Below are 13086 nucleotides of genomic sequence, written 5' to 3'. Positions count from 1 at the left end.
GGTGGGAGGCTGACGTGATGGCGACGCCGGCTCGAACTCCCTGCGTACCTCCCGGATTTCGTACCCGAGTCTATGCCTCCGTCACTTACAGATGCAAGTACATCTGCACGATCGGTCGGAGAAAAAATCGGCGGCGATCGTCGGCCCCGAGCCGACGACCGCCGCTGTGCCGCTTGCGGTTTGGTGTTCAGGGGGGCTTACGGTTTGCGAGCCACCGCACCGTAGGCGGAGATGGGACGGATCTCGCCCACCTCGGTCTCGGACGCGCGCCACTGAGTGATGGACACGAAGCCCGGTTCCACCAACTCCAGACCGTCGAAGACGGCCTTGATCTGAGCCTGGGGACGGGGGACGTAAGGAGTTCCTCCGGTGCCGGTGTAGTTCTCGCACAGCGTGACATACGCCTTGCTGTCGTCGGTGCCGTCCCACATCACCAGATGACTGCCGGAGGGCACCGAATCCAGCACGGTCCGCACGATCCGCAGGAGGGCGTCATAGGTCTTCGCGTGGCCGAGCACGCCCATGAACATCACACCGATCGGCTCGTTGAAGTTCAGGACGTTCTTGGCATCGGCGATGATTCGTTCGGGATCGTGGTAGTCGGCGTCGACATAGGTGGTGACACCCTCGGGCGTGGTGCTGGTGAGCAGCGCCCGCGCGTGGGTGAGCACGAGCGGGTCGTTGTCCACGTAGACGATCTTGGACTCGGGCGCGACGCTCTGCGCGACCTCATGGGTGTTCTGCATGGTGGGCAGGCCGGTCCCGATGTCGAGGAACTGGCGGATGCCCTGCTCACCAGCGAGATAGCGCACCGCGCGGATGAGGAACTGGCGCGACTGCACCGCCATGGTGGTGATATCGGGGTCGACCTCGATGCCCGCGTCTCCGGCGATGCGATCGATCTCGTAGTAGTCCTTTCCGCCCATCCAGTAGTTCCAGATCCGCGCTGAGTGCGGAATGTCGGTCCGGATGAGCGGGCTGTGGTCTTCGGGCATGGGTGGGACTCCTCGCGAAACGTTTCCGCGGCACGGCCGTGCGGGTGGGCGCTGGGTGTCGCGACTGACTGGTACATCCGATGTGCACTGTGACAGTACAAGATTCGTGTGGCGTCGGCCGGTGGGATCGGCGAGCTGATCACGGTGTTTGCACCGCGACGCGGTCATGTTTCACATTCCTGTCCAGTTGGCCCGAATTAGCAGGCGCGCAAGGGGTGAACCTCGTGCTATCGTCCGGTGTCAGTGCAAATGCAAGAACGTTTGAGCGTGCATCTGCACGAACCGATTCGCCGAACTGCGGTAACCGAGGAGTGGGCAAGATGTCGGATACATCCACCAACAAGATCATCGGGACTTGGCGCAAGAGTTCCTTCAGCAATCCGAGCGGCAACTGCGTCGAGCTGGCCGAAGCGTCCAACGGGCAGGTAGCGGTGCGTAACTCGCGGGATCCGGAAGGCGGTGTCATCTTCTACACGCGTCCGGAGATCGATGCGTTCGTCCGTGGCGCGAAGGCCGGAGAGTTCGACTATTTGACTAGCTGAGCGGTAGCATTGGCGGTCGGTGCGGTGTGTCTCGCGACCGATGGTTGTGACACACTGTGGGCAACCCCCGGAGTATCGGAGACGAACTCGATGATCGCTGAACCCGATGACGATGGCCGCGTGCAATCTATTGTCGCAGAACGTGGTCCGACCGTGCTACGTATCGCATTGGGTGGCCAGTTGCGCAAACTTCGGGAGAAGAAAAACATCACCCGCGAAGCCGCGGGTGATGCGATCCGGGGTTCGCACGCCAAGATCAGTCGTCTCGAGCTGGGCCGCACCGGCTTCAAGGAACGCGACATTCGCGACCTGCTGACCCTGTACGGCGTCCACGATCCGGAGGAACGCGAGTCGTTCCTCGAACTGGCCAGGCAGGCGAACGAGCCCGGTTGGTGGCATCGCTACAACGATCTGCTGCCTCAGTGGTTCGGCACCTACCTCGGTCTGGAACAGGCCGCGAGCAAGATTCGCACCTACGAGGCGCATCTCGTGCCCGGCCTGCTGCAAACGCCCGCATACGCCAGGGCGGTCGTGGCGCTCGGGTACGAGGACGCCGAAACGGATCGGCGGGTCGCGGTGCGGCAACGCAGGCAGGAAATCCTGTTCCGGCCGGACCCGCCGGTGGTCTGGGCGGTGATCGACGAGGCCGCGCTGCACCGGCCGGTCGGTGGCGCGCAGGTGCACCGGGAGCAGATGTTGCATCTGATCACACTCGCCAACCTGCCGAACGTGACGATCCAGGTGCTGCCCTATTCCGCGGGCGAGCATGCCGCCGCGGGTAGTTCCTTCAGCATCCTGCGTTTCGCGGAAGCGGAACTCCCCGACATCGTGTACCTCGAACACCTGACCAGTGCGCTGTATCTGGAACGGCGGCAAGACTTGGCGCTTTATCTGTCGGTCATGGACCGGCTCAGCGTCCAGGCCGAGCGCCCGGACAAGTCGATCGAGATCATCGAGAAGTACGCCGCCGGTCGCTGAGAGCGCACGGCGGCGGGTCGAACTGCTGAACAACCGAAGACGTCGAGCGGCCACCCCGGAAACGGCGGTGGTTTTCGGCGTGTGATCTTCCCGTTTACCGGTGGAAATGACGGCGGCAAGGGCAAACGCCCGGCACCGATGGCGCTCGGCGATCGGCGCACGGCGACGGGCGGTTGTGCGACGGAAGTGCTTGTGGCACAGGGCGATTATTCGGTTGTTACCCGCCGGGCATCGGACGGCGGGCCGGTGTCATTGCTTGATGAAGCTGGAGGCGATTCGCCAAAAAGTCGCGGGCTGTAATGCTTTGAGATCCCAATCGTCGGCCATCGCGTGTGCGATGGTGACGATTCGTTCGATATCGAAGTCGTGCCGTGTTGCCGCCCCGGTGGATTCGACGGCGTCGATGACATACGCCACAGCGGTTTCTCGGGAGAACGCGGTGTTCGTGTGGCCGCTTCGGGCCGGCGATGTGCTCATATTTCTATCGTTCGCTGGCTGGTCGGCCAGTACGGCGTCGGCTGATCCGAGCCTGCGGCCGCTGAGTGGTTGTTTCATTCGAATGCCCCTGATGTTCGGCGGCGGCAAACCCACGGCGACTTCGGCCTTCGGCTCGCCAACACGGCCTCCCCTTGTGGTCCCCTGTAAAGCGTTGCGGCACTGAGTTTATGTCGCTGAACCTTTCAGATGCAAGCACATCTGCACGATCGATTGCACGTGCGCAGTGGACATTTCACCCGCGCTGGTTTGCGGACGTAGTGCTCGCGATAGAAATTCAGTACCGGCCGAACAGGACGTCCGTGCTGTAATCGATCTGCGTACCCGGCTCGACGAATTGATCGGCCGCCTCCCGCCAGGCGAGGAAATGCTCGGTGAAACGGTGTGCCTCCGCCGCCTCGTCGTCGGTGTAGAGCTGGTAGAGAAAGAAGCGGTGCGGGTCCACCCGATCTGCGCAGATGTCGAAACGCAGACAGCCTGGCTCGGTCCGCACGGAGGCGTCGGCGCTGCGGGATATGGCCGCGAGGAACTCGGCGCGGGAGCCGGGGCGGATCTTCATCGAGACGATACGACTGAACACGGTTGTTCTCCCATCGTGACCGTTGGCGTCAATCGGCAAGGGTGGCAGCTACGTTCGCCCGGCTCGGTCGGCCAACTGCGCAATCGCCTGGCTAATCGGGGTGCCGCCTGAGACGAGTTCGAGCGTCGTACCGAAGGTGTGCGCGGCGGGCAGCAGTCCGGCCAGCGCGGCCGCCACATCGGCGCGGGGGACGGCACTGCGCCCGACCGGCGGCGGGGCGAGTGTCACCAGTCCGGTGCCAGGGGAATCGACCAGCACGCCGGGCCGCAGGATCGTCCAGTCCAGATCCCGCCGTCGCACATCGTTTTCGGCCTGGGTCTTGGCATCGACGTAGGCCGCCCACACCTCGTCGGTGCCGGGCGCAGGTGGATGGCCGGCGCCCATCGTGGAGATCTGCAGGAAGCGGCGCACTCCGGTCCGCTCCGCAGTCTCCGCGAGCCGTACGGAGCCGCCCAGATCCACGGTGTACTTGCGTTCCACGGTGCTGCCCGGACCAGCGCCAGCGGCGAAAATCGCCGCGTCACCGGCTTTTACGACGTCCGCCAGGTCGTCGCTGGCGACCTTTTCCAGGTCGCACACCACTGGCTCGGCGCCGGCGGCGCGCACCTCACCGGCGTGCTCGGGGTTGCGGATGAGCGCGGCGACCTCGTGGCCGCCCGCGGTGAGCAAGGGGGCGAGCAGCAACGCGATCTTCCCATGTCCGCCCGCGATGACGACGCGCATGGATCGCTCCTTTCGGTCGAGGCGGCGCCGGCGCTAGCGCTCGGGGCCGCCGGGATTGCAGCGTGCTTCGACGGTGGCCGGATAACCGACCGCCGGACGCCAGGGTTCCAAATTCCAGCTCGGCTTGGCCGGTTGGACCAGCCGGGCCCATGCCCAATGGCAGAGGAACTGGTCGCGCATGCCGGGCACGCCGGCGTCCGCCGACCGGGCCAGGACCTCCTGCCACGCCCGCTCGTCCGAGCCGGGGAAGGTGGTCTGCCGCCCTGCCTGGGTGGGAAAGACGAGCAGCCGGGGGCCGTCGATCGTTTCGGTCCAGGTGACGTGGTCCACCAGCGGCTGTCCCGCGTAAGGGTCCGCGGAGGGCATCGCGCCCAGCGTTGTCGGGACGGGGGATGCCGGTGAGGTCGGGGTGACGGTGGTCGTTGTCGTGCCCGTTACGGGCGCGGGCTCGTCGGGACCACAAGCCGCCGCCAGCGGCAGCAGGCCGACCGACAACAGGGCGGCGGCCCGGCGCCGGAAGACGAGGCGATGCGGGTACCGCTGCGCCACGGTCGAACCTCCTGTGCTCTCCTCGGCACCGTCGGGCGTGCTCTCCCGAGCTTAGTGGGAGCAGCCGGACGAGGTCCCCCGCAGCCCGCGCGGGCCGAGCGGTGGCCGAGGCCGTTCGAAGGCGGCGGCGACGAAGTGCGTCGATAGCCTGCGTCGGGCCAGGGGCGGCCACATGTGCCGGGCCGTCGGCTGGGCCACCGATTGTGGTGGCTTGCCGGTGCGGCTCGGGCTGGAGATAGTCGGTCATGCGTTGTGGACGGATCATGGCGGGGGCGGCGAGTGTCGTGGTCTCGATGACGGTCGCCCTGGGTGGGCCCGCGGACGCGCGGGTGGGCGAAGCGCCGGGGACCGTGACGGATCTGGTGGAGCTGGCCGGGCGGTTGCACGTGCAGGGAGCCGTGACGGCCGAGCGATTGACCTATTGGTCCCGAGGCCCGCGCGGGCCGATGCAGAGCACGGGCGTGCTGTATCTGCCCGAAGGCAGGCCGCCGGAGGGCGGGTGGCCGATCATCGCCTACGCGCACGGCACGTCGGGTATCGCCGACCACTGCGCGTTCACACTGCAACCGAGGGACTACTACCTGACATCGGTGTACCCGGATCTGCTGCGCGCGGGGTACGCGGTCGTGGTCTCCGACTACGTGGGGCTCGGCACGCCCGGCATCCATCCTTACCTGGACGGTCCAGCGCAAGCCCGGAGCATCGTCGACGGCGTGCGCGCCGCCCGCGCGATCGCCCCCGCGCTCGGCACGCGCTGGGCGGTGTTCGGCCAGTCCCAAGGCGGGCACGCCGCACTGTTCACCGCCCACATCGGGCCCGGCGACGCGCCGGAGCTGGAGCTGCGCGGCGTGACGGCAACCGGGGTGCCGTCGAATCTGGATCTGATGGTTCCGCTCGCGGGACCATGGATGCCGCGGCTGCCACTGCAGAAGACCACCGCCTACCTCGGCATGCTGCTTGCCGGATTGCGTTCCGGCGCACCAGAACTCGAAATCGACAGCTATCTGACGCCGGTGGGTCGTGACGTGCTGCGGATCGTGGAATCGGAGTGTGTGGCCGAGGCGGACGCGAAGGTCTCCGCCATCGGCATCGGCGCCATGCTGTCGCGGCCACTGGACGATCCCGCGCTGCTGGCTGCCCTGCGCGCGATGTTGCGGGTGCCGACGAACGGTTACTCCGTGCCGCTGTTTCTCGGTCAGGGGCTGACGGACCTGGAGGTGCCCGCGCCTCTGACGCTCGAGCTGATCGCGCAGTTGCGCTCCTCGGGAACCGATCTGCGGGTGGGTTGGTATCCCGGTGATCATCTGGGCGCGGCCCGCGAAGCGTTTCCCGACGCGCTCGCGTTCCTGCGCGCGGTGCTGGATCGGCCCTGAGTTCGCGTACTCAGCGCCAGAGCGATCGGCAGGGTAGCCTGCGCAGGTCGGGTCGAACCTCGCCGTCAACGGTGACGGTGAGCCCGGCGTGCACGGCGGCCGAGGTGAACTCCCACGCCTCGGTCCGAGTCGCCGAGTACTCGAGGATCAATGCGTCCTCGGGGGTGGGTCCGTCGAAGTAGACAGTGATCCGCCGGGTCGGCGTCTCCTGAGTGTCATCGCAGTGAGCGAGTCTTCGCGCAGTGCCGTCCATGCCACCGTCTCCTTCCGGCCGGCGCGGCAGCCGCGCCGTGGGAATGACGGTAGAGGGCTGCCAATGCTGAGAACATGTTCTAGATTATCGGCTGGAAATGTCACAGATCGGGCACCCGGCGGTGGGGTACAGTCACGGGCCGGGGCGTGCCGCGGTCACCGGCACTGCACCCCAAACTTGTGAATTGTCAGCACGTTCGCGTTGGCGGGTGCCGTACGCGGGTGATGTTGCCGAGGATGATCTACAGCGTTGGACGATTCAGGAGGCACACGTTCGATGAGTCAGGACCCACGTTTGCGGGTTAGGGGAGTGGGGCGACGACGTCTCGCACGTGCGATCGGCGCGATGGCCGCGGGCTTGGCGCTGGTCTTCAGCATGGCCGGTGCGGCAACCAGCGCGCCGCTGTACCCGACCCCGGATCCGGATCCCTTCTATCAGACACCCGCGGACATCGCCGACCGCAAGCCGGGCGATGTGATCGCGACCCGGGTGATGCCACCGCTGGCGATCTTCCCGGAGACCACCGTGACCGTGGTGCGGTTCCGGTCGACCAATTCCGAGGGGAAGCCGATCGCGGCGACCACCACGGTGCTCACCCCCAAGTCACACCGTCCGGACGGGCCGCTGCTGTCGCTCCAGCACATCATCAACGGGCTCGGCGCGGACTGCTCGGTCTCGCGCGTCCTCTACACCGGTGACCCCAATCTGATCGTGCGGGAAGCGCCGGGCTGGAACGTGCTGCTCGCCCGCGGCTGGAGCGTCGCGCTGCCCGACCACCTCGGCCCCAACTTCGCTTACGGCGCAGCCAAACTCGGTGGGCAGATCACTCTCGACGGTATTCGCGCCGCGAAGCAGGTCGGCGAGCTCGGGGTGCAGCGCAGTCCCGTGGCCATGGTCGGATACTCGGGCGGTGGCATGGCCACCGCGTGGGCGGCCGCTCTGCAGCCGAAGTACGCGCCCGAACTGGACATCGCCGGCGCGGCCATGGGCGGTGTGCCGATGAATCTGGTGAAGATGCTGGAGGGACTCGGCCTGAACGCGCACCCGGTGTTCGGGCTCGCGCTGGCCGCGGGTTTCGGGCTGGAACGCGAGTATCCGCAGCGCTTCCCGCTCAGTGACCAGCTGAACGAGCGTGGCCTCGCGGCTCGCGCGCAGATCGCCAACAGCTGCACCAACGACATCCTCGCCACGGGCGCCGGACGCGGGGCGCTGGACTTCGCCAAGACGACCTCGATGATGAACGACAACTCCGCGCGTGCGGTCGTCGAGGAGAACAGCCTCGAGCTCTACGACGGTGTGCCCGAGACGCCGGTGTTCGAATGGCATTCGCCGATCGACGGGCTCATCCCGATCGACTCGGTGGTCAACACCGACAAGCGGTGGTGCGCCGCCGGCGCCAAGGTGCAGTCCGAGCAGATCCCGGTGCCCGACCACCTGACGGCGGCGGTGCTCGGCATCCCGGCGGCACTGAACTGGCTGGATGCCCGTTTCCGAGGGGAGCCTGCGCCGAGCAACTGCTGATCGAACACATGCGACCGCCGAGCCGAACCCGTTCGCTCCGCACGGGTCTCGGCCGGTTGTTGCGATATGGATACGCGACAACACAACTCGGGCGCTTTACGTCCCGAGTCGCGGGTACTGACGTAGCCTGACGTCCTGGCTCCCGGTCTGACAGGGGAGATTCGGGGGTCGAGGCCGTATCGCCCGGGTGCCAGAGCAACCAGCCGTCGCACCCAAAGGCGTGTGCCATGAGATCTCTGCCTGTCGTTGCCGTCGCATTGCTCGTCCTCGGTTCGGTCCTGGCCGGTCCCGCCGCTGCGGAACCGCAGCCTGCCCCGCCGCTGCCCGACGTGTCGGGTGTGTTCCCGCCGCCCGGTGGCCTGCTGCCCGGGTTGCAGCAACTCATCGATCAGGTGATTCCACCGCCCCCCATCGCGCCGCTGCCGGAGCCGAGTTCGCCTGCGCACCAGGCGACCACACTGTCGCCGTCCCTGGCCGCTCTGCGCGTGGCCACGTTGCCCGCGCCGGTCGGTGACCCGATATTCGATCTCCGCCCCGCGAACCTCGACGAGTTGACCGAGGGCCAGGTCATCGAGGCCCGCGACGTGAGCGCGACGACCGCGCCGCTGATGCTGCTGCCGATCCGGCGCGCCCTGCTGGTGAAGTACCGCACGACCGATGCGCACGGCGCGCCTTCGTACGCCACCGCGACGCTGATCGTTCCCGCGGCGGCTTGGCCGGGACCGGGCCCGCGACCGGTGGTGGTGAACAACTTGCCGATCGACGCCCTCGGCCGTATCTGCACCCCGGGCTACACCCTGGCACACGGACTCCACTCGGACACCAGCATCACCGACTTCGTGCCGCCCACGACGCACATCGCGGCGCTGCGCGGATATGCCGTGCTGATCCCGGACCATGAGGGGCCGTCGATGGCCTACGCCGAACCGTTCGTGGCCGGTCACGCGGTGCTGGACTCGATCAGGGCGGTGCGTGCACTGCTGCCGGAACAGTTCGGCGCCAGCAAGTTCGGCATCGTGGGATATTCGGGGGGAGCGATCGCGACACATGGGGCGGTGAAGCTGATCGCAGGTTACGCACCGGAATTGGCGGAGGTGATCGTCGGCGCGGCGCTGGGCGGGGTGCCCGCGGACTACGAGATCCTGGCCCGCAGCATGAATGGGAATCTCGCGTCGGCGGTGTTCATGGGCGCGGTGCTCGGGATCGGCCGCGAGCGGCCGGAGATCCTGGCCAGGATGAACAATCTCGCCCAATGGGTGGCGACCTCGCCGGTAAAGGACATGTGCGGCAGCAGTTATGGACTGGCGGGCATCCTGATGCTGCCGATCGATGTCGCCGCGAACTACCCCGATCCGCTGCACTCGACGCTGGCCGCGGACGTCTATCGGGTGACCAAGATGGAAGACATGAAGTCGGCGACCCCGCTGTATATCTACAACGGCGAGCAGGAGTTCTGGATCCCGGCCGAGGGCGCGCGCAACCTCTACCGGGAGCAGTGCCGCCTCGGAGTGCCCGCGGTGTACCGTAGTGTTCTCGGAGAGCACATCATCGCGGGGGCACTCGGCTATCCGGAAGCCATGGTCTGGTTGGACGACCGGTTGCGTGGGGCTCGAGCGCCCGACGAATGCTGACCGTGTGACGGCGCCGGGAGGCATCCGGTAGCCCGGTGTGCCTGCTATCGCGATGATGCCGCGACCCGATCCCCCTTTCGGTCCGTTGTTCGTATGCCCAGATCTGGCGAAGGTGCGCCTGCAGCACCATCGCGGCTTCGGTACGGTGGGCCGTTCTGGGCGGGGTGAAGACGAATTCGCGAGAGGGCACATGGACAACATCACGACCACCGCGTCCGAACAGGCAATGGCATTGGTGGGACGGCATTACCGCCTGACGGACCACTATGAGGTGGGGCGCGAGAAGATCCGCGAGTTCGCGCGAGCGCTGCAGGACGACCACCCCGCGCATCGGTATGAAGACGCCGCCGCGGAGTTGGGCTTCGACGGGCTGATCGCGTCGCCCACTTTCTCCTCGATCGTCCTGTTGCTGGTGCAGCGCAAGATGTTCGAGTCCGTGCTCGCCGGTTACGACCTCGGCCAGGTCTTGCAGACCGAGCAATCCATCCAGGTGCACCGCCCGATCGTCGCGGGGGACCAGCTGCGGTGCGACTCCTATATCGAGTCGTTCCGGCAATTCGGTGACAAGGACTTCATGGTCACCAAGAACGTGCTCACCAACCAGCACAAGGAAGTGTTGCAGACCGCGTACAGCACCGCGGTGGCGCAGACCGGTGTGGAGCTGGCCGCCGATCTACGCGACACCGTCGAGGGCGTGATCATGACCGGTCAGTCCGCGACCGACCGGTCGGACGCGGCGGCCACTCGGACGGCCGACGAGGACAACGGCCTGGTCGAGTGCTTCGACGAACCGGCACAACCGGATTCGTCCGACGAACCTCGGACGCCGCGATCGGTTCCCGTTTTCGAGGAGTTGTCCGTCGGGATGGAGCTCGTTCCGCGGACCGTGCAGCTCACGCGTGGCGATCTGGTGAATTACGCTGGCGTATCAGGTGATTCGAATCCGATCCACTTCAGTGACTTGGTGGCGCGGAGTGCGGGGTTGCCCGACGTCGTCTCGCACGGACTGCTGACGATGGGGCTCGGCGCCGGGTATCTGACGTCGTGGCTGGGGGATCCAGCCGCGCTGGCGACGTACGGGGTCCGGTTCGCGTCGTTCGCCCCGGTTCCTTCGACGAAGGCGAGTGCGATCGAATTCCGGGGCCGGATCAAAGAATTGGATCCCGAGCGTCGCACCGCCACCATCGCGTTGGGCGCCACTTCCGGGGGGCGCAAGCTGTTCGGTCGCGCGACAGCGACTGTGCTGCTGCGCTGATCTGCGCCCGCGGCCGGGATCGGCGGCGGGCGCCGGTCGGGCCCAGCGGATTCGTTGCGGCCCAGCGCCGCTCCGGTCCGATGATCTTGCGAATGTGCTTGCACCTGCGAATACGCGTCATTCCACCCGGGTTGGTGCTGGAGTGTGGCGAACGCACATGGGAGACTCGATACATGCGTGCTTCGGCGGTGCGGACTCGGAATGAAACAATCACTCGCACAGCGGCTCCGGCCGTCGAGGGTGGCCCGACGGCCTTGCGGATGATTCTCGGTGGGCGGATGCGACGGCTGCGCGAGGCTTGCGGTATCTCGCTCGAGGAGGCGGGCGAGGCGATCCGCGGTTCGCATTCCAAGATCAGCAGGCTCGAGCTGGGACGGACCGGCTTCCGGGAACGAGATCTGGTCGATCTGCTGGAGCTGTACGGGGTCACCGACGAGGACGAGCTTGCCGAATTCAAGCGACTTGCCAAGCAGGCCAACACCTCCGGGTGGTGGCATCGCGACTCCGATTGGTTGCCGAAGTGGTTCGACACCTATCTGGGGCTGGAACAGGCCGCACAATTGATCCGCTGCTACGAGCCGCGCGTGATACCGGAACTGCTGCAGACTCCCGACTACGCCCGCGCGCTGTTCGTGCTCGCTCATCCCCATGAGGACGAGGAGTCGATCGAACGGCGCGTGGCCTTGCGTATGCGCCGCCAAGGGATTCTGACCAGACCCGACCCGCCACAGTTGTGGCTGATCGTCGAAGAGGCGGCGCTGCGGCGCAGGATCGGCGGATCGCAAGTGTGGTCGGACCAGCTCGAGCAGGTGCTGCGGGCCGCGGCCGCACCGAATATCACCGTGCAGGTGCTGGCCGATCATGTCGGCGGTCCCGCGCTCGCCGACGGGGCGTTCACCATGCTGCGTTTCGCCCAGGCGGATCTGCCCGACATCGTCTACCTGCAGCAACTCACCGGTGCACTGTATCTGGACAAGCATGCCGATCTCGCCGCCTACCGTACGGTGGCGAATCTGCTTTCGGTGCATGCCGCGCCGCCCGAGTACACCAGGGAACTCGTCGCGGCGCTGCGCGAGCGCCAGCCGGAAACCATGGATCGACCGTCGGGTACCGCCTGACCGAATCCAGCGGCGCGAACGATGAATACCCGTGCGTACAGGGCCTTTCGGCCGTAGCTGACAACCGGGAGCCCATGGCACACTCGGGAGATGCCTCCTTCGAAGGTACGACAGGCGACGGATTCGCCCGGGTCCGGCAACCGTCCGGTGGCCGGCGGCGGGCCAACGGTGCTCCGAATGATGCTGGGTGGGCGGCTGCGCCGCCTACGCGAGGCCCGAGGGATCACGCGCGAAGCCGCGGGCGAGGCCATTCGCGGGTCACATTCGAAGATCAGCAGGCTGGAGCTCGGCCGCACCGGCTGTCGGGAACGTGATCTGGTCGACCTGCTCGATCTCTACCGGGTGACCGATGCCGAGGAGCGGGAGCGGTACCTGGAGTTGGCCAGGCAGGCCAACGCGTCGGGCTGGTGGGCGCGGGACAACGACTGGCTGCCGAAGTGGTTCGACACCTACCTCGGCTTGGAGCAGGCGGCACGGTTGATTCGCGGTTATGAACCGCGGTCGGTGCCCGAGCTGCTGCAGACGCCGGAATATGCCCACGCGGTGCTCGGCCTGGCCCATGCGGGTGAGTCGGCGCAGGCGATCGAGCGTCGCGTCGCGCTGCGCATGCGAAGACAGGAGATCCTGTCCCGGCCGGAAGCGCCACAGCTGTGGATGATCATCGAGGAAGCCGCGCTGCGCCGCCGGATCGGCGGCTCCACCGTGTGGCGTGCCCAGCTCGACCATCTGCTGCGCGCGGAGCAGCAGCCGCACATCACGATCCAGATCCTGGCCGACCACGTCGGTGGGCCCGCGCTCGCCGACGGTGCCTTCACCGTGTTGCGTTTCGCCGAGACGGACTTGCCCGACATCGTCTATCTCCAACAGCTGACCGGCGCACTCTATCTGGACAAGATCGCCGATCTGGATGCGTATTACGCTGTGCTCAACCAGCTTTCGGTACTCGCGGCGCCACCGGAGCACTCGCGGCGGCTGTTGGAAGCGCTGCGCGACGGCGTCCCGCCTACCGTCGACGAACCCGGTGGCCACTCGGAGACGTGACCTGGAGCCGGGACCGCGCCTCGCTGCACGGC

The 13086-nt window shown here is 66.8% G+C and carries 14 protein-coding genes; 8 read left to right on the top strand and 6 right to left on the bottom strand.

What is annotated here, in order from left to right; translation table 11 throughout:
- Nucleotides 1–197: 197 nt before the first annotated feature.
- Nucleotides 198–995 carry an SAM-dependent methyltransferase gene (locus OHA40_RS01470; RefSeq protein WP_330231265.1) on the bottom strand — a complete coding sequence of 266 codons (798 nt, stop codon included), beginning with the start codon at nucleotides 993–995 and terminating at the stop codon, nucleotides 198–200.
- Between the two features lie 320 nt (nucleotides 996–1315).
- On the opposite strand from OHA40_RS01470, the gene OHA40_RS01465 reads away from it, so the two are divergent.
- Together OHA40_RS01465 and OHA40_RS01460 are read left to right on the top strand one after the other, a co-directional pair.
- Nucleotides 1316–1537 carry a DUF397 domain-containing protein gene (locus OHA40_RS01465; RefSeq protein ID WP_330231264.1) on the top strand — a complete coding sequence of 74 codons (222 nt, stop codon included), beginning with the start codon at nucleotides 1316–1318 and terminating at the stop codon, nucleotides 1535–1537.
- Nucleotides 1538–1627: 90 nt separating this feature from the next.
- Nucleotides 1628–2515: a helix-turn-helix domain-containing protein gene (locus OHA40_RS01460; RefSeq protein ID WP_330231263.1), complete on the top strand. Its 888-nt coding sequence runs from the start codon at nucleotides 1628–1630 to the stop codon at nucleotides 2513–2515.
- A 249-nt stretch (nucleotides 2516–2764) separates the two neighbouring features.
- On the opposite strand, the gene OHA40_RS01455 is transcribed toward OHA40_RS01460, so the two are convergent.
- The 4 genes from OHA40_RS01455 to OHA40_RS01440 form a co-directional block, all read right to left on the bottom strand.
- Nucleotides 2765–2992, bottom strand: coding sequence for a hypothetical protein (locus OHA40_RS01455; RefSeq protein ID WP_330231262.1), 228 nt, complete (start codon nucleotides 2990–2992; stop codon nucleotides 2765–2767).
- A 295-nt stretch (nucleotides 2993–3287) separates the two neighbouring features.
- The gene (locus tag OHA40_RS01450) at nucleotides 3288–3590 is read right to left on the bottom strand and encodes a putative quinol monooxygenase (protein WP_330231261.1); all 303 of its coding nucleotides are present in this window, start codon (nucleotides 3588–3590) and stop codon (nucleotides 3288–3290) included.
- A gap of 48 nt (nucleotides 3591–3638) precedes the next feature.
- Entirely contained in the window at nucleotides 3639–4313 is a 675-nt protein-coding gene (locus OHA40_RS01445; RefSeq protein WP_330231260.1) for an NAD(P)H-binding protein, read from the bottom strand.
- Between the two features lie 33 nt (nucleotides 4314–4346).
- A complete protein-coding gene (locus OHA40_RS01440; RefSeq protein WP_330231259.1) occupies nucleotides 4347–4862 on the bottom strand; it encodes a DUF2599 domain-containing protein in 516 nt (171 codons plus the stop codon).
- A 293-nt stretch (nucleotides 4863–5155) separates the two neighbouring features.
- Between OHA40_RS01440 and OHA40_RS01435 the strand changes: the two genes are divergently transcribed.
- Complete coding sequence (locus OHA40_RS01435) at nucleotides 5156–6235, top strand: lipase family protein (RefSeq protein WP_330231258.1); 1080 nt, start codon at nucleotides 5156–5158, stop codon at nucleotides 6233–6235.
- A 10-nt stretch (nucleotides 6236–6245) separates the two neighbouring features.
- Here OHA40_RS01435 and OHA40_RS01430 read toward each other — a convergent pair whose 3' ends face one another.
- On the bottom strand, nucleotides 6246–6488 hold the full coding sequence (locus OHA40_RS01430; protein ID WP_330231257.1) for a hypothetical protein: 243 nt from the start codon (nucleotides 6486–6488) through the stop codon (nucleotides 6246–6248).
- Nucleotides 6489–6833: 345 nt separating this feature from the next.
- Here OHA40_RS01430 and OHA40_RS01425 point away from each other — a divergent pair, with 345 nt between their 5' ends.
- The 5 genes from OHA40_RS01425 to OHA40_RS01405 all read left to right on the top strand — a co-directional run bounded on the left by OHA40_RS01425 (nucleotide 6834) and on the right by OHA40_RS01405 (nucleotide 13054).
- Nucleotides 6834–8009, top strand: coding sequence for a lipase family protein (locus tag OHA40_RS01425; RefSeq protein ID WP_330234489.1), 1176 nt, complete (start codon nucleotides 6834–6836; stop codon nucleotides 8007–8009).
- Between the two features lie 227 nt (nucleotides 8010–8236).
- Nucleotides 8237–9640, top strand: coding sequence for a lipase family protein (locus OHA40_RS01420; protein ID WP_330231256.1), 1404 nt, complete (start codon nucleotides 8237–8239; stop codon nucleotides 9638–9640).
- A gap of 190 nt (nucleotides 9641–9830) precedes the next feature.
- A complete protein-coding gene (locus OHA40_RS01415; protein ID WP_330231255.1) occupies nucleotides 9831–10895 on the top strand; it encodes a fused (3R)-hydroxyacyl-ACP dehydratase subunits HadA/HadB in 1065 nt (354 codons plus the stop codon).
- Nucleotides 10896–11155: 260 nt separating this feature from the next.
- Complete coding sequence (locus OHA40_RS01410; protein ID WP_330234488.1) at nucleotides 11156–12013, top strand: helix-turn-helix domain-containing protein; 858 nt, start codon at nucleotides 11156–11158, stop codon at nucleotides 12011–12013.
- Between the two features lie 90 nt (nucleotides 12014–12103).
- Nucleotides 12104–13054, top strand: coding sequence for a helix-turn-helix domain-containing protein (locus OHA40_RS01405; protein ID WP_330231254.1), 951 nt, complete (start codon nucleotides 12104–12106; stop codon nucleotides 13052–13054).
- Nucleotides 13055–13086: the final 32 nt, after the last annotated feature.

This window comes from Nocardia sp. NBC_00508, assembly GCF_036346875.1.
Classification (GTDB): domain Bacteria; phylum Actinomycetota; class Actinomycetes; order Mycobacteriales; family Mycobacteriaceae; genus Nocardia.
Note: the sequence above shows the minus strand (reverse complement) of the source record. Positions and strands in the feature narration are given on the sequence as shown.